This window comes from Streptomyces spinosus (genome assembly GCF_020400655.1).
Lineage (GTDB): Bacteria > Actinomycetota > Actinomycetes > Streptomycetales > Streptomycetaceae > Streptomyces > Streptomyces argyrophylli.
Window position 1 is genome coordinate 198,804 of the sequence record NZ_JAINRC010000006.1, and the last position, 16,208, is coordinate 215,011.

Annotated in this window: 12 protein-coding genes; 7 read left to right on the forward strand and 5 right to left on the reverse strand. The window is 72.8% G+C overall.

Annotated elements, in window-relative coordinates:
- Positions 1-27: 27 nt before the first annotated feature.
- Genes LG395_RS13910 through LG395_RS41165 form a run of 6 tightly spaced genes read left to right on the forward strand, consistent with a single transcriptional unit; the run spans position 28 to position 7,241 of the window.
- A complete protein-coding gene (locus tag LG395_RS13910) occupies positions 28-1,350 on the forward strand; it encodes an aminotransferase family protein (RefSeq protein WP_225809644.1) in 1,323 nt (440 codons plus the stop codon).
- Positions 1,347-3,125, forward strand: coding sequence for a thiamine pyrophosphate-binding protein (locus LG395_RS13915; RefSeq protein WP_225809646.1), 1,779 nt, complete (start codon positions 1,347-1,349; stop codon positions 3,123-3,125). The genes LG395_RS13910 and LG395_RS13915 overlap by 4 nt, the downstream gene beginning before the upstream one ends.
- Positions 3,118-4,524: a glycosyltransferase gene (locus tag LG395_RS13920; protein ID WP_225809649.1), complete on the forward strand. Its 1,407-nt coding sequence runs from the start codon at positions 3,118-3,120 to the stop codon at positions 4,522-4,524. The genes LG395_RS13915 and LG395_RS13920 overlap by 8 nt, the downstream gene beginning before the upstream one ends.
- Positions 4,521-5,381, forward strand: a complete 861-nt coding sequence (locus LG395_RS13925; RefSeq protein ID WP_225809650.1) for an SDR family oxidoreductase — start codon at positions 4,521-4,523, stop codon at positions 5,379-5,381. Before LG395_RS13920 ends, LG395_RS13925 begins: the two co-directional genes overlap by 4 nt.
- Positions 5,378-5,974: a DUF1349 domain-containing protein gene (locus LG395_RS13930; RefSeq protein ID WP_225809652.1), complete on the forward strand. Its 597-nt coding sequence runs from the start codon at positions 5,378-5,380 to the stop codon at positions 5,972-5,974. The genes LG395_RS13925 and LG395_RS13930 overlap by 4 nt, the downstream gene beginning before the upstream one ends.
- Positions 5,961-7,241 (forward strand): hypothetical protein, encoded by a 1,281-nt coding sequence (locus tag LG395_RS41165; protein WP_263982527.1) that lies wholly within the window; start codon positions 5,961-5,963, stop codon positions 7,239-7,241. Before LG395_RS13930 ends, LG395_RS41165 begins: the two co-directional genes overlap by 14 nt.
- 249 nt (positions 7,242-7,490) lie before the next feature.
- Here the strand turns inward: LG395_RS41165 and LG395_RS13940 are convergent, their stop codons facing one another.
- On the reverse strand, positions 7,491-8,543 hold the full coding sequence (locus LG395_RS13940; protein ID WP_225809654.1) for a Gfo/Idh/MocA family protein: 1,053 nt from the start codon (positions 8,541-8,543) through the stop codon (positions 7,491-7,493).
- Positions 8,544-8,592: 49 nt separating this feature from the next.
- Positions 8,593-9,531 (reverse strand): aldo/keto reductase, encoded by a 939-nt coding sequence (locus LG395_RS13945; RefSeq protein WP_225809656.1) that lies wholly within the window; start codon positions 9,529-9,531, stop codon positions 8,593-8,595.
- A 342-nt stretch (positions 9,532-9,873) separates the two neighbouring features.
- Between LG395_RS13945 and LG395_RS13950 the strand changes: the two genes are divergently transcribed.
- Positions 9,874-10,701 carry an endonuclease/exonuclease/phosphatase family protein gene (locus LG395_RS13950; RefSeq protein ID WP_225809659.1) on the forward strand — a complete coding sequence of 276 codons (828 nt, stop codon included), beginning with the start codon at positions 9,874-9,876 and terminating at the stop codon, positions 10,699-10,701.
- Positions 10,702-10,727: 26 nt separating this feature from the next.
- Here the strand turns inward: LG395_RS13950 and LG395_RS13955 are convergent, their stop codons facing one another.
- The 3 genes from LG395_RS13955 to LG395_RS13965 all read right to left on the reverse strand — a co-directional run bounded on the left by LG395_RS13955 (position 10,728) and on the right by LG395_RS13965 (position 16,014).
- Positions 10,728-11,696 (reverse strand): class I SAM-dependent methyltransferase, encoded by a 969-nt coding sequence (locus LG395_RS13955; RefSeq protein WP_225809661.1) that lies wholly within the window; start codon positions 11,694-11,696, stop codon positions 10,728-10,730.
- A 122-nt stretch (positions 11,697-11,818) separates the two neighbouring features.
- Positions 11,819-13,057, reverse strand: coding sequence for an MFS transporter (locus LG395_RS13960; RefSeq protein ID WP_225809662.1), 1,239 nt, complete (start codon positions 13,055-13,057; stop codon positions 11,819-11,821).
- Positions 13,054-16,014 carry a helix-turn-helix transcriptional regulator gene (locus LG395_RS13965; RefSeq protein ID WP_225809663.1) on the reverse strand — a complete coding sequence of 987 codons (2,961 nt, stop codon included), beginning with the start codon at positions 16,012-16,014 and terminating at the stop codon, positions 13,054-13,056. The genes LG395_RS13960 and LG395_RS13965 overlap by 4 nt, the downstream gene beginning before the upstream one ends.
- Positions 16,015-16,208 lie beyond the last annotated feature (194 nt).

The window sequence follows — 16,208 nt, forward strand, 5'->3', positions numbered from 1 at the left end:
GAACCACCGATCTTCCGCGAGGTGAACATGACCGCCCCCACCCAACCCCACGCCTGGCCCGCCGACCTGTCCTCGTACTGCTTCGAAGTGCCGCACTCCGACAGCTCCGTGCTCTTCGAGCGGGCGCACGGCATCCGGCTGACCGACACCGCCGGGCGCTCCTACGTCGACGGCATGTCGGGCGTCTTCGTCACCTGCTTCGGTTACAGCTGCGAGCCGATCGTCGAGGCCGTGTCGCGACAGCTGCGCACCATGCCGTTCAACCCGCCGCTGCACGGCACCAACCCGGACGCGCTGGCCCTGACCGACGGGCTGACCCGGCTCGCCCCGGACGGTCTGAACACGGCCAAGCTCGTCAACGGCGGCTCCGAGGCCGTGGAGGCGGCGGTCCGGCTGGCCCGGCTGACCCACCGGGAGTCCGGTGAGAGCACCCGCTACAAGGTGCTCAGCTACTACCACGGCTACCACGGCGCCACCTTCGGATCGCTGTCGCTGACCGGACGGCCGGACGTGGCCCGGTTCGGCCCCGGTCTGCCGGGCGCGGTGCACGTCTGGTCCCCCGACATGCTGGCGGCGGTCCTCGGCGTGGACGCGGAGGAGTCCGGCCGGCTGGCCGCGGCGCTGCTGGAGCAGACCATCGAGGCGGAGGGGCCGGAGTCGGTCGCCGCCTTCGTCCTGGAACCCGTCATCCACCTGCGGGGCATGGCCATCGCGCCCACCGGCTATCTCGACCGGGTCCGGGAGATCTGCGACCGCTACGGGGTGCTGCTGGTGTTCGACGAGATCGTCACCGGTTTCGGCCGCACGGGCAACCCGTTCGCCGCCCAGACCTTCGGCGTCACCCCCGACCTGATGTGTGTCGGCAAGGGCATCTCCGGCGGGTACGCGCCCCTGGCGGCGGTGCTGTTCAACGACAAGGTCGCCTCCGTCCTGTCGGACGGTTCCGGGCCCTCGTCGTTCGCTCCCTCCCACACGTACGCCGCCAACCCGATCTCGGCGGCGGCCGGTCTGGCGTCGGTGTCGCTGTTCACGGACGGCGACTTCGTGCACCGCAACGCCGGCCTCGCGGCCTCGTTCCTGTCACACCTGGAGCGGGCCGTCGACGGCCGAGGCGACATCCGCTCCCTCGGTCTGCTGTACGGCGTCAAGCTGTCGGCGGCGCCCGGCACACCGACCGGGGAACTCGGGTCGCTCGTCGCCGGAGCCTGTCTGGAACGCGGCCTCATCGTGCGCGGCCAGGACGACTGGATCGTGCTGGCACCCGCCTTCATCACCGGCGAGGAGGAGACCGCGGAGATCGCCGGTATCCTCACGGACGCGCTGGACAAGGTCTACGGGGGCCGGGCGTGAACGGCCTCGCCGCGCGGTACGGCCAGGTCATGGCCGGTGCCGAGGGCCGGCTGACCGACGAGGAGCGTGCCGTCGTCCACCGTGAACTGGCCGAGCTGGCCCGGCTGGCGCCGCACACGGGGACCGTGCTGGACGCCATGCGCGCGGTTGCCGCCGCGGTACCGGAGCGGCTGTACCAGGACAGCGGCCAGGTGCTGCGGCGGATGCACGAGATCGCGGGCTTCGGCAACTACCAGAGCTGTCTGTCCTCGCTGCCCACCGTGCACGCCTGCTTCGAGCTGGGCCTGGCTCCGGGCGCGGGCCGGACGTCCCTGACCGCCGAGCTGGTGGTGGGGCGCGGCCACATCGCGCCGAGCTTCTACGCCGAACAGTACGTACGCGGTCTGCTGCCGTTCCTGCCGCTGACCACCATGCACCGCGGCGGCATGACTGGAGTGGTCCACCGCGACTGGGGCTTCGCCAACACCATGCGGTACAGCCTCGGCGTCGGCCTGGCCCAGGCCGTCAGCCGCGCCTGGGAACTGTCACGGGACGGCGACACCCGCAAGGTGGTCTGCCTGGCCGGCGACGGCGAGCTGCACGAAGGCGTGACGTTCGAGTGCATCAGGTTCGCGCACGAGGCCGGGCTGAGCAACCTCGTGCTGGTCGTCGACGCCAACGACCGCGGCATCGAACCCCTCCTGAAGCCGCTCAACCGTGACTATCTGCGCAGCTACTTCACCACCGTCGTGGAGGTGGACGGCCAGGACGCGGACAGCGTGCGCACGGCGCTGTCGCAGCTGCTCGACGCGCCGGGCCCCGCGGCGCTGGTCTGCCGCACCCGCAAGGGAGCGCACAGTTTCAAGCCGGACAGGGCCGTCGCCGCGCCCCCCACGATCCCCTCCTTCGCCACCACGACCGGGCGGATGCTGGCGACCGGACAGGCGCGCAGCGGACGGACGGCGAGGGTCTTCACAGCCGACATGGCCAATCGGTTCGGGCTTCCCGGGCACATGCCCTACGAGAACACCGGCCTCGCCGAGACACTGAGCGTCGGGCTGACACTCGGGCTGTCCGACGACGACCTGAAGGTCGTCGCCACGGACGCCATGTACTACATGGACTCGCTGAGCATGCTCACCGAAGCCGCCACGAGCGTGCGTCGGCTCATGGTGCTGGCCGGCCGCAACTGGGCCGCCTGGGGAGGTGCCGCCAACGCCTTCAACCTGCTCTCCCTCCTCATCAACACCCGGGTGTACGAGCCCATCACCGAGGAGGAGTTCCACGCGTGCGCGCGGCGGCTGGAGGACGACCCCGGCACCGTGCACGTCCTGAGCATGGTGGACGCCCGTTTCGAGCCGCCCGCGGTGGACTGTTCGGCCGCCGTGGACGACGGCGTGTGGATCGAACGTCCGCAGGACAGCGACGCCGACACCGTGGTGATCAGTTTCGGGTACGCCACCACCCTGGTGGCCGAGGCCAACGCCTCGATCGGCCTGCCGCACCTGCACTGCGCGGCACTCAACCCGGTGCTCAGCCGGCCCGTCCTGGACGCGCTGAGCCGCTACCGGCGCGTGGTGTCGGTGGAGTACAACGGCGCGCACGGCGGTTTCGGCGCCTGGCTGCGCAATCGGTACCTGCTGCCGGTCACGGTGCACGGTGTGCGGGACGACATCCACAACTGCGTGCACGAGGTCCAGTTGCGTCGCCACGAGATGGCTCCCGACCAACTGCGCGAGCTTCTGCTCCCGGCACGTGCGAGGGCGGGTGAGGACTATGCGGCTGCACGTGCATGACTACGGTCCGGTGGACACCTCCGGCATCCTGGACGGCGCGGTGCTGATGCACCGGCAGATGTCGGACCTGCTCACCGCCCGCCCCGGTACGGTCCCGCACGACATCCTCGGGGGAGCGGCGGGCCTCGGCGCGCCGGCCGACGACGACGTCGTCTACGCGGGCAACGGGCCCTACGCGTACCTGTACCACCTGTGGCGGGAGCGGCAGGGCGGCGGCCACCGCATCGTCCGCGAGGTGCACACCACCTTCTGGTCCGGCTACTGGACGCAGGAGGAACTGTGCGCTCCCCTGCACCGGCCGGGCGACACCGTCCTCTTCCCGAGCGAGTTCACCCGGCAGGTCTTCCTGCGCTGCTTCCCCTCCGTACGGCCCGGCGACGCGGTCGTGGCCTACCCGATGCTCGACACCATGCCGCGCACCGCCCCGGTGGCCGTACCGGCCCGGGACTCCGTCCTGCGCATCGGCTACCTGGGCGCTCTGTCGACCGCCAAGAACTTCGAGCAGGTGCTGAACGTCTTCGCTCGCTGTCACCGGGAGAGCAACGGCAGGGCCACCCTGGTCTTCGCCGGCAAACCCAACGACCCGCGCTGGCGGACCCCGGACGTCCTGGCCAGGCTGGCCGGTGAGGGCGTGCCGGCCGACAGCGTCACCTCCCTCGGGCTGATCGGTCCGGAACGGCTGGCCCACTTCTTCTCGCAGATCGACGTGCTGCTCTTCCCCTCCACCGCCTCCCGGGAGAGCCTCGGCCGCGTGGTGTTCGAGGCCCTGGCCCACGGAGTCCCCGTCATCGCGGCCGGCATGGGACCGGCCGTCGAGCTGCTGCCCGAGCGCAATCTGGTGCCCGCCACCCCCTTCACCGGTGTGCCGTTCTCCATGGACCGGATCGGTCCGCTCGGCCAGGTCGACGAGGACGAGCTGACGGCCAGGCTGCTGAACCGTGACTGGGAGCCGGCCACCATGCCGGACACGTCGGCGTTCGAGGAACCGGCCTTCTTCCGCGCGCTGGAAGGAACCCCCGGCAGCACGTGGCAGCCGGCGGCGTACGACCGTACGACCGTCGAGCGGGTCCGCGTCGAGCCGCGCCGCGGCGTCGATCCCGCCACCGCCCTCAAGGACGTCGAACAGCTCTTCGGGCACTACTTCCGCAAGGACCACCAGCCGCTGCTGGCCATGATCGCCGCGCACGAGGAGTCGACCGGCACGGCCCGTCCCGACCTCAGGCAGATCGTCGCCCGGTCCCAGCGCTCCCTCGCCGACTACCGGGCCTTCCCCCGGCTGGTCGACGCGCTGGTCATGCCACCCCTCAGCTACCGCCTCTCCCCGGACCACCGGACGGCACCCGGGTCCCCCGGGACCGTCATCAACGCCCTCGACGACAAGGAGGTCTCGCACGCATGAGTACCCAGTTGGACAGCGGACCGCAGGCAGCCGGCCCCCAGGGCGACCACCACGGCAAGGTGGTGCTGGTGGTGGGCGGTGGACGCGGCATGGGCCGCGCCGTGGCCGAGGCGTTCGCGCGCCGTGGCGCACGGGTCGTGATCGCCGACGTCGACCGGCTGGCGTCCGCGTACAACCAGTACCGTTCGACGGACACCGGCGGGTTCGCCGCCGCCACCGAAGTGGCGAAGGAGCTGACCGAGCAGGGATTCGAGGCCACGGCCGTGGCGGCGAACGCGTCCGACGAGAACTCGGTGCGCGCGCTGATCAGCACCGTCGACGACCTCCACGGCCGTCTGGACACCGTGGTCAACGCCTTCGGCGTGACACATGTCGGCTCGGTCGAGAAGATGGAGCTGGCGGAGTTCACCAAGGTCGTCGAGGGCAACCTGAACGGCGTCTTCCTCGTGTCGAAGTACGCGCTGGAGCTGCTGCGGGCCGACGGTGGAGGATCGATCGTCAACTTCTCCTCCGTGTCCGGCCGCAGTGGCTTCGTGAAGATGGCGCACTACTGCGCGGCGAAGTTCGGTGTGATCGGCTTCACCGCAGCCCTCGCCCAGGAGGAGGCACGCAACGGTGTCCGTGTCAACGCCGTCTGCCCCGGCATCATCCGCACCAGCATGTGGGACTACCTGCTGGAGGAGTTCACCCGCCCCGGTGAGACCAAGGAGGAGTGCTGGGAGCGCATGCGGACGATGATCCCCCAGCGCCAGTTCCAGCAGCCGGAGGATGTCGCGGACCTGGTGCTGTACCTGGCCTCGGCGCGCCAGGTCACCGGGCAAGCGGTGAGCGTCGACGGCGGGATGTCGGCACCGTGACGGCGACCGTGCGGGACTTCGACGACTCCTGGTCGCTTCCCGGCGACCGGGCGTCGGCACGCCTGCGCCCGGACGGCGCACTGGAGGTCACCGCGCCGGCGGGGTCGGACCTCTACCGGATGCCGGGCATCCGGGAGGTCGACGGGGTGCCCGAGGTGTCCCGCCTCGTCGAGGGCGACTTCACCCTGACGGTGCGTGTGTCGGTGCACGGTGCCGCGGGCGGCGCCCGCTTCTCGGACGCGGGCGGTCTGCTCGTGCACACCGCGGACGGCTGGGCCAAGATATGTGTCGAACCTTCGCCGCAGGGACGGTGGGGGCTGGTGACGGTGGTGTCACGGCCCGACTCCGACGAGGCGAGAGGCCCGGACCTCGCCGGCCCGGCGGCCGAACTCGTCCTGGTCCGCGAGGGGACCCGGCTGGCGTTCCTGGACCGTGTGAAGGAGACGGGCGAGACCCGCTTCGTCCGCACGCTCACCGTCCCGCCCGGACCGCTCCGGGTGTCGCTGTTCGCCCAGGCCCCGTTCTCCGAGCACTGCACGGCCGTCTTCGACCATCTGAACATCACGCCGGAGGCCCTCCGTGACCGCCGTTGAACGGCCGCTGACGGGCACCGCCACGTCCTCCGGCCCGGCCGGGCCGGAGGACCTCGTCGCCCACGTGACCCGGGTGTCCAGAAGGCTCATGGGCCTGAACGGACCGATGAGCGCCGGCGAAGCCGTCGAGGACACCCGCCGGCACGCCCGTGCCCTCGGGCTGCCGGCGGACGGACTCGCGCGCCGGCTGCATCGCGGGCTGGCGCAGACCGGCGCGCTCGGCCCCGACGAGATCGCCGAGTACCGGCGCAACATGCGCGCACTGCTCGTCTCCACCGGTGTCGCCGATCCGCTGCGGCCCACTCCCCGGGAGTTGTTCGCCGCGTTCCTGCGGATGGGACGGGAGGTGGTGGCGGCACTGGCCGCGGCCGTGCCCGCGCGGACGGACCGGACGGTGGTCTTCCTCGGCACCGACGCGGAATACCTCAAACCGGCGTACGACCTCCTGGCCGGGGACCCGGCGGGGTCGGAGGTGTTCTATCTCAGCCGGCTCTCCCTGCTCAGCGACACGGAGCGCGCCGTGCTCTCGCGCACCAGCAAAGCCGTCTTCGGCCCGCGGGAGGTCACCAGGAAGGGCTCCCCGGGCCGGTACCGGGCCTGGATGGACAACGGCCTGGTGCCGTCGCAGATGTTCCGGCTGCTGTCGGCGGCCCGTGCGGAGGCCGAGGCGGAGGAGGGGCCGGACGGCCGCCCCTTCGACGAGCTGTTCCTGGACCGCTTCGCCGACGAGGTGGTGTACGGCACCGACCAGGGCGTGCGCCGGGCCCGAGGACCTCTGACGATGTTCGGCTCGGCTGTCCCGGAGACGGACGCCGTGCTGCTGGAAGGCATCGACAGCGGACTGTTCTCCCGGCGTTGCCTGGCTGCGGGCAGGCAGTTGCTGGCGGGGGCGGCCCACTCCGCCGGGCGGGGACTGACGCTGGTGGACCTGGGGGCCGGCGGCACCCAGCCGGCCCTGCTGATGGGTGCCGCGCGGGTGCTCGCTCCGGCGGCGGACGTGTCGGTCACCCTCTTCACCCCGCATCCGGGGCGCTGGGGGCGGCCGGGCCGGCTCTTCCGGCCGGCGCCGCTCACCTCGCTGTTCGCACTGGGCGTGGAGACGGTCAAGAGCTTCGCGACCGACTACCAGGGCGCCGCCAGGGGAGCGGCGCACACGATCGTCGCCGTGGAACCGGATCAGCTCCTGCTGGCTCATCTGAAGCACCTCGCCTTCCACCGGGCGGCGCTCGAGTTACGCGGCGAGGCGAGCGTGCCGTCCGGCGGATGAGCCCACCGCCGCAACCCCCAGCCTGACCATGCGTGTACGTCGGCAGAGGTACACACATGGTCAGGCTTGTGCGCTGTCGCCTGCCGCGACACGTGAAGGTGCCGGGCTGTCGCCCATGGCCGCGCGAGGTGGCTGGTACCGCTCCCGGTGCTCCGGGCGCCGCACGGGATCACGGCGGTCGTCACGGGCGCGAAAACGGCCTGCGCGGGCCGGAACCCTCCCGGTTCCGGCCCGCGCAGGCGTCCGCTCTCAGACCTTGACGGCCGCACCACTGGTCAGCGCCTCGCGGATGGCCACGGCGAGCCGGACGGCACGCACCCCGGCCGCGCGCCCCGGTGAGGGCGCGGACCCCGCCTTCAGCGACTCCGCGAAGTGCGCCAGCGCGTAGGCGCTGATGTCGCCCCGCGAGGGCAGCTGCCACGTCTCCTGCACCGGCGCCTCGGCACCGGCCTCCGCCCATTCGAGGCCGGCGAACATGTGGTCCCGTCCGGTGAGCCGGGCCTGCCCGTGGCGCGAGTAGACGGACAGTGTGGCCGGCGTGCGCATCGCCTCCGCGCCCAGGGCGCCCCCGGTGAGCACCGCGGTGGCGCCCGAGGCGAAGCCGACGACGACCCCCACGCCGTCCTCCAGCGGGCTGCCGAGGTAGGAGCCGCCCGCGGCCTGCACGGACACCGGTTCGCCCAGGAGGAAGCAGAGGGTGTCGAGCATGTGGCAGGTGTTCTCGTTGACCACGCCGTTGCCGACCGCCGGGTCCCACACCCACGCGGGGCTGTCGTGGCGCGGCAGCACGAGGTCGGCGTTGACGAGGAGTCCTTCGCCCAGCGGCCCGTCGAGCAGTTCGCGCAGCCGGGCGACCGCGGGCAGGTGGCGCAGGCAGAAGTCCACCATCACCGGCAGACCCGGGAAACGGTCGAGGACCTCGCTCATGGCCTCGCTGTCCGCCTCGTCCGCGGCGAAGGGCTTCTCCAGGAAGATGGCGACGCCGCGTTCGCCGGCCGCGGTCACCAGCCGTTCGCGGCTCTTCGGCGGTACGGCGATCACCACCGCGTCCAGGGTCTCCTCGGCCAGCATGCGGAGCCCGTCACGATATCCGCGGGCCCCCAGCTTCGAGGCCCACGGCTCCAGGTCGATGCCCTGTTCCTCCGGGTGGAGATCGGCCACGGCGACCAGCTCGACCCCCTCCATGGCGGACAGCACCTTCGCGTGGCACCGGCCGAAGCCGAGTCCCACGACCCCGAAACGCAAGGTCGTCTCATCCGCCGGGTCCTTGGTCGAGTTCGCCGACGTGTGTGATGTGCTCATGCGGAAGTCTCCAGTCGTCGTGGGGTGGCGGCTCGGTACAGGGCGGCCGTCATGAGCCGTCGTCCGGCCAGAGGCCGTTTCCGGACGGCCAGGTCGGGTTCGCCACGCCGGCGAAGACCGACCGCACATCGGCCAGCAGCTGCGGGTCGGGGGCGGTGTCCAGTGCCCGGATCATGGCGCGCAGATGGTCGCCGTCGGCCGTGCCGGTCAGCACGCTCCCCAACGCGTCGTTGGCGAAGGCGAACTGAATGGTCAGCGTCGCGAGGTCGGCGCCGCGTTCGGCGCACAGCGCGGCAGCACGGGCGGCAGCGGCACGCAGCTCCGACGGGGCCGGGTGCCAGCGGGGAGGGCCGGCCTGGGTGAGCAGGCCCATGGCGACCGCACTGCCCAACACCGTCCCGGTGCCGCGTTCCCGCCACCGGCGCGCGGCAGCCGTCAGGGACGTGTCGTGTACGCCGTACCGGCAGTAGGACAGCACCACGTCCAGCTCGGCGGCGCTGACAGCGGTGTCGAGCACCGACAGCGGCAGCCCGGACACGCCCACGGCGCGGGCCTTGCCCTCCGCCTTGAGCTTCTCCAGCAGCGGCAGCACCACCGTGGTGACGTGACGGGGGTCCGCGTACTCGATGTCATGAGCAAGCAGGATGTCGACGTGGTCGGTTTCCAGCCGGCGCAGGCTGTCCTCGAGTCCGGATCTGATGCGCTGCTCCGAGAAGTCGAACTCCTCGGGCGCGTAACAGCCGACCTTGGTCGTCAGAACGACCTCGTGCCGGCGTCCACGCAGCACGGTACCGAGCATGGTCTCGGCGAACCCGTTGCCGTAGGAGGGCGCGGTGTCCACGAGGTTGATGCCGTTGTCGAGTCCGAGTCGCAGCGTGTCGGCGACGGCGCCGGGATCCCGGCGGCCGAATATGCCCATGAAGGCGGTCGTCCCGAGCCCGATCACGGAGACCTTCGGCCCCCCTCGGCCGAGTACGCGGTACTTCATCCGCTCACGCCCTTTCACACGTCCGGCGCGTGCTCGTTGCACGTGCTCTGCGGTCATCGTGTGACTGGGAAAGGGGCGTCCACCTCACCTGAACGGGCGGGATCCACGCGGCTTCCGAGCCGTCGGGGGGTGCACGGATTCCACCCGGTCGCACTGTTGGCCCGTCCCGCCGCCGCGTGGTGAGTTGGGTGGGCGGGACCACTGCCCGCTGCCGCCCGCGGGCGGTGCCCGACGAGCTGGGAGGAATCAGCAGATGAGCCACCGGACGGCTGCGTGTGACGGCGTCGGACGGCGTGAGCGGTGACGGGCCTCCCGCAGGGTGGTGACGGCACGGACACCGTCATGTTCTGGAACCTGTACGAGACCGGCTTCGAGCGGCAGCGCGGCGATCACGCCCGCTGGGAGGTGCAGCGGCAGCTGATCCTGCGGGAACGGCCGACCGTGCTCCTCGTCACCGAGGCATGGTGCTGGGACCTGGACGGCCAGGCGCTCTTCGAGGACACCAAGCGGAGCCTGAACATGGACGGCGCGCTGTTTCCCGCGAAGACCGGCTGTCACCAGGCGGTGCTGTGGCGTCCGGAGGTGGAGCTGGTCGAGACCGACTGCTATCCGCACGAGCTGGTGGAGTGGCACGGCTTCGGCTGCGCGGTCCTGCGCCTGCCGGGCCGGACCGCTCCCATACGTTTCGTGGTGGCCCACCTCGATCCGTACAGTCCGCTGAACCGCCGGATCGAGTCGGACCGGCTGCGCGGGTTCATCGGGCCGCACGCCCTCGCCCAGACCCTCGTGGCGCTGGACGCCAACTCGATCGCACCCGGAGATCCGGAGCCGGACTGGTCCTCGGTGCCGGCCCACCGGATCGGCAACCACCTGATGCCCGGGGAGACGGTGGCGGACCGTTCGCCGCTGGGTGCCCTCCTCGGTGCCGGCAGCCGTCCGCTGCTGGTGGACGTCGCCGCTCACACCGGAGACCGAAGGCCCACGTACCGAACACCGACGGACGGGGACCCGAGCCGGCGGATCGACCTCTTCCTCGCGTCGCCCTCGCTGCTGTCGAGCATCGAGTCCTACGACCAGGTGACGCGCCCGTGGGAGGAGACCGGCGGGCTCGCGGCCTCGGACCACGCGGCGATCCGGCTGCGGTTGCGGGGACCGTCGTCCCGCGGCTGAGCGCGGGACGACGGCCGGTCCGGTCATCAGTCCCGGGACGCCTCGTCGGAGGTGTCCGGACGCCGCAGGACGTAGAACTGGAAGATCGCGTCCTCGGCGTCCGGGTGCGCGGCGATGGAGGACACCACCCGCAGCCCGGTCTCGGCGGCGAGTTGGCGGACCACCGGCAGCACCGGTGTGTGTCCGAACACCAGGGCGTGACCACCCGGGGCGATCAGCCGGGCGAGCGTGCGGAATCCCTCGACGGCCACGTCGGTGGGCATCACCTCCGCGTTGAGGAACCGCATGATGAGCACCTGGACGGAAGCGTCGGGGACCGGTGAGCCGAGCCCGTCGGCGACGAATGCCCCGGGGACCTTCCGCCGGGCCGCCTCGACCATGTGCGGTGACGCGTCCGAGGCCAGGATCCGGCACTGCGGGAACGCGTGGGCCAGCGAGGAGATGTAGGTGCCCGTGGAACAGGCGGGGTCGTAGAGGGTGTCGCCCGGCCGTACCAGGTCGCGCAGCCGCTCGACGCTGACCGCCCGGAAGTGGGACTCGTCCGGGTCGAGGCTCTCCGCCAGTTCCGCGCTGCCGTCCCAGACCTCGGCGGGCACCAGCGCCTCCCGCCAGTCCTCCGTCAGCCGGGGAAAGGGGAAGTCGATGTCCGCCTCGGGGTCCTTCGCCGCACGTGCGAGGGCCTCGGCCCCCTCCTCGGCCGGCCGGGGCGTGTAGTAGAAGACCACCTTCTCCCGGGTGAACCTCAGGGTCTCGAACTCCCCCATGAGCATGCGCGGGGTGAGCACGGAGGCGGGGTCGATGCGGCCCGGCGGAACCAGCTTGCGGCCCAGCCAGGTCCGTGCTCCCTCCCGGAGCAGGAAGTACTGGAACAGGGCGAACGGGGTGGGCTCCGTCCAGGCGCACAGCTGGCCGACGGGACCGAATCCGCCGGCGGTCGCGGACTCTATCTCCCGCTCCCGGGCGAGCCAGTTCTTCTCTTCCTTGTGGCTGAACATGTGTGATCACCTTCGTTGTCCGGTTCGGGGCCACCGGCATGGGTGCCGGCCGCCCGCTGAGCGGCTATCTGGGGGTATGTGGCACAGGCGCGTCGCGGCTGGTCTCCGCGCGGCCTGCGGGGTCATGCCGAGGTGAGCCGCGCGGGCCGGGTCTCCGGAGCACGCAGCCATGCGGCGAAGGCCGTGGCCGGCACCGCGGCGGTGAGGACGAACGCGGCCGGGTAGGAGACCGTCGCCGCGGTGAGCCCGGCCAGCACGGGGCCCACGACGGCGCCGGTGTCGGCGACCAGTTGGAAGGCCGCCAGTGCCGAACCGCCCCTGGCGTCGGGTCCGACCACGTCTGCCACGGCCGCGCCGTGTGCCGGGGCCGTGGCACCGCAGCCGAGGCCGGTCAGCACCGCGGCTGTCAGCAGCGGCAGCGGACCGCCGCTGAAGCCGATGCCGGCGAGGCCCGCGACGGACATCGCCAGACCGGTGAGGGCGACCGGCCGGCGGCCCCTCGCGTCGGTGAGGCGGCCTGCCACGGGCAGGACGAGGGCGTTGCCCACGGCGAACGCCGTCAGGCACAGCGACGCCAGCGTGCCGGCGTGGGCGAACCGGGCCTGCGCGTACAGCGGGAGAAGCGAGACCGGAACGCCGTAGGCGCCCCATCCGACCGCGAAGTTGGACACCAGGGCCGCCCTGTAGGTGCGGTGCGCCAGCACATGGCGCAGCCCCACGACGCGTTGACCGGCACCCGTTCCCGGTGCGTCCCCGGACGGCCGGGCCGGACGCAGCAGCCTTGCGGCGGCCAGGGCGGCGACGGCCAGGCACCCGCCGGCGACGGTGAACGGGGCATCGCGGGCGACGGCGAGGAGCCCGGCCCCGACGAGGGGACCCAGCACGCTGCCGACCTCGAACCCCACCGACCACACGCCGAAGGCCCGGCCGCGCAGGGTGTCCGGGGCGGCGGCCACGAGCACGGCCACCGCGGACACGGTGAAGAGGGTGGATCCGACCCCGCCGACGACCCGCAGCAGCAGCAGCTGCCCGTAGCCGGTGGCCTGTCCCACGGCAGCGGTGCTGACGGCGGTCAGCAGCAGGCCGGCGGGCAGGGCCAGGCGTGCGTGTCCGGTGGTCACGAACCGGCCGGCGACCGGGGTGAGGACCAGCCGGGCGAGGAAGTAGGCGCTGACCACGGCCGGCACCGCTGCCGTGTCGGCGGTCAGCTGCGCGGCCCGCACGGTCAGGACGGGGGCGATCGCGGCCGCGCACAAGGAGGACACGAAGACGGTCGCCACCAGCAGCCACACGGCCCGGGGCAGCCGCTCGCGCGTGCGTCCGCCGGCGCGGGCGGCCGCACGTACCGGCCCCCCGCTCATCGCCGGCCTCCCTGGGTTCCCGGGGTGGCCGACGCGGCGTGCGCCGCCTTGGCGTTCAGGTCGGTGTGGGACCGGCGGACCGGGCGCGGGCGCTGGTGCCCGGACGCCCGGGAGCGGGCGGCGGCAGCGTCCGGCGGGAAGACCGGCTCCCGGGCCGGCTCGGATCGTTCGGGGTCACGGTACATACGGGCGAGTTCCACTCTTGAGGTGATGCCGAGCTTGCGGAAGATCTGCCGGAGGTGGAAGTTGACGGTGTAGGGGGACAGGAACATGTGCTGCGCGGTCTCCCGGTTGGTCAGTCCCTGGGCGACCAGGTCGGCCACCGCGCGCTCGGTGTCGGTGAGGCTCGGCCAGCCGGTGGTGGGCCGGCTGGCGTAGGTCCAGTGCCGCCTGCGCACTCCGAGTCGGCGCAACATGCCGCGGACCCGGGCCGCGTCGAGGGCCGACCGGGCCGCTTCGTAGCCGTCGAGGGCCTGCTGGAGCCGGCGCACAGCCTGCTCCCTGCGGGCCTCGCCGCCGCCTTCCCCGGTGGTGAGCACGAGGTCGGCGAGGTCCTCATCGGCCTGCGCCCGCGACCACGGATCCGGGTGGCCCGCGGCGCCCTGGCTCAGCAGGGCCGGTGATCCGCGCAGCAGTCCGTCGGCGTGTGCCGCGGCGGCGCCGGTCGCGGCGAGTCCTGGACTGGCGTCGCCCGCACGCCGGGCCAGTTCGGCGACGCGTGCGGCCAGCCGCTCGTCCCCGGCCGTGCGAGCCACCCGGATGAGCCAGGCGGGGGTGGCGGGGCCCGCCAGCAGGAGCGCGGGGAGGACGTCGAGGGCACCGGCGTCCTGCCGGCCCGTGCCGTCGGCGGCAAGATGCGCGAGGACCGCGAGGACCTCGGCCGGGCCGCCGCGCACCTCGGTGGTGCGCAGTACGGCACGCAGCGCACGCCCGGCCGCGAGGTCGAAGCGGTCCGTGCGCAGCAGGGACAGCAGTTGGGCCGCGGGTGCTTCCGCCTCGTGGGGCAGTCCTTTGCGCAGCGCCGCTTCGGCCTGTACGGAGAGGGCGAGCAGGCGGGCGGGGAGCAGGAGGCCGTCGGCCGGGCCCTCCAGCACGGCGGCAGCGTGCTCGGTCGCCGCGTCGAGGTCCCCGGTCTCCAGGGCGAGCACCGCCGTCGGCGCCAGTACGGACGGCCGCCAGGCGGGCAGGTCCAGGTCCTCGAACTCGTTTCCCAGGGCGGCCAGCACCGCGCGGGCCTCGGTGAACGCGCCGAGGTCCACCAGCGCGCCGGCGAGCCCCGGACGCGGATCCCAGTAGTACCCGTCCGGGTGGCTGTGCTCGGTGTGCTCCGGAGGCAGCCGCAGTTCGGCGAGGGTGTCGGCGGCGCGGCCCTCGTGCCAGCGGGCCGTGGCCCGCAGGAGACGTGCGGCGGCGTCGGCGTGGGTGCCGGCCCCGGCCCCGGCGTCCGCCGCCGCGGCGCCGAGAGCGTCGGCGGCGCGGTGGACGTCGGCGGGGTCCGACGGTGAGCAGTGGGCGCGCGTGCGGACGGCGAGCGCCCGCAGCCGCGTCGGGTCAGGGGTGGCGACGGAGGCAAGCAGCGGTTCCACCCGTTCGGCGGCGGCCTGCGGGGAGCCGGTCATCAGCTCGATCTCGGCCAGGGAGGTGGAGAGTTCGGCCGCCGCACCGGGCGGGCACGCGCGGGCCAGCGCGGTCCGCGCCGTGTCGGCGGCCTGACGCAAACGGCCCTGAGCGGTCAGCCCGCTGGTGACGACGGAGAGCAGCGCGGCCTTCTCGGACTGCCGGGGAAGGGAGTCGACGGCCTGTTCGAGGAGCCGTACGGCCTCGACGGGGGCCTGCCGGAGCAGTTCGCGTCCGGCGAGTTCCAGGCTGGGCGCCACCCCGGCTTCGCCGGCGCGGAGCGCTGCGGCCAGATGTCCGACCGCAGCGCGGAAGTCGCCGCGGCTCGCGAGGAGTTCGCCGAGTTCCCGCTGGAGCGCGCTGCGTACCGGCAGCGGCACGGCGTCCCGCACGGCGCGCCACAGCAGCGTGTGCCGGAAGGTGAGGCACCGGTCGGTGGCGACCAGTGCGCCGGCGTCGACACATTCCTGGACGGCGGGCATGAGGACCATGGCGCCGCGGTCGAGTGCCAGGGCGAGGTCGGCAAGGGACGCCGACGGACCGAGGGCGGCGGTGACATCCAGCAGGGAGCGGGCCAGGCCGGAGAGCCCGAGGACGGGTCGCAGGGCCAGCCTGCGCAGCCGGTCGGGCAGCGGCCCCTCCGCCGGCGTGGCACGCCCGCCCGCGATGTGCACCGCTCCGGTGTCCCGCAACGTGCCGGCGAGTTCGATCAGCCGGGTCGGCAGTCCCCCGGCTGCCGAGCACAGGTCGGTGAGGGCCTCGTCGGGCGCGGCCCCCAGGACGTCGGCGAGCAGTGCGGCGGCGGCCTGGGCGGACAACGGTCCCAGTTCGCAGTGCACCGCTCCGTCGTCGGTCAGGGCCGCGATCAGCCGGTCGACGGCGTCGGAACCCCGCTCCGCGGGACAGGTGACGACCATGAGGACCGGCAGCGCCTTCGTGGACAGCAGACCGGAGAGTCCGCGCAGCGCCGAGAGCGTGGCCGGTTCGGCCCACTGCACGTCGTCCAGGGCCAGCAGCACGGGCCCGGCGACGCGCCCCGCGGCAAGGTGGTCGGTGAGCTGCCGGACCGGGTCACTTTCCGGACCGTCCGGGTCGGCGGGGGCGGAGGAGAGGCCGAGCGGTGCGAGGAAGGCCGGATGACGGACGTGGTCGCCGATGGCCCGGCACACGGTGAAACCCTGGTTCAGCGCGCGGTGCACGACTTCCGCCAGCATCCGGCTGCGCCCGCTGCCCTGCGGCCCTTCCAGGAGGACGGCCCCGCCCTGCCCGCGGGCAGCCGAGGCAAGGGCGCCGGTGAGCAGCTCCAGCGCCGGCTCCCGGCCGCGAAGTTCTTCAGTCACGGTGCTCAATCCCTTGCGCAGAGGAGTTTCCCGGCCGTTCGCGCGAAACTCCGAGCTTCGACGACCGCGTATGCCCGCGGGTCTCCGGCCAAGGCCAAACCTTTTCATCCGGCCGCCGTGGGGAAAAGTCACGCCAACACGGCCCTGGAATTCCGGGAACGAATTCCCGGAACAGGATTCACGGCACCGGGAAT

Coding starts and splice junctions, on each gene's coding strand:
- LG395_RS13910 (WP_225809644.1), top strand. CDS start 28: ATGACCGCCCCCACCCAACCCCACGCCTGGCCCGCCGACCTGTCCTCG.
- LG395_RS13925 (WP_225809650.1), top strand. CDS start 4,521: ATGAGTACCCAGTTGGACAGCGGACCGCAGGCAGCCGGCCCCCAGGGC.
- LG395_RS13940 (WP_225809654.1), bottom strand. CDS start 8,543: ATGAGCACATCACACACGTCGGCGAACTCGACCAAGGACCCGGCGGAT.
- LG395_RS13945 (WP_225809656.1), bottom strand. CDS start 9,531: ATGAAGTACCGCGTACTCGGCCGAGGGGGGCCGAAGGTCTCCGTGATC.
- LG395_RS13950 (WP_225809659.1), top strand. CDS start 9,874: ATGTTCTGGAACCTGTACGAGACCGGCTTCGAGCGGCAGCGCGGCGAT.
- LG395_RS13955 (WP_225809661.1), bottom strand. CDS start 11,696: ATGTTCAGCCACAAGGAAGAGAAGAACTGGCTCGCCCGGGAGCGGGAG.
- LG395_RS13960 (WP_225809662.1), bottom strand. CDS start 13,057: ATGAGCGGGGGGCCGGTACGTGCGGCCGCCCGCGCCGGCGGACGCACG.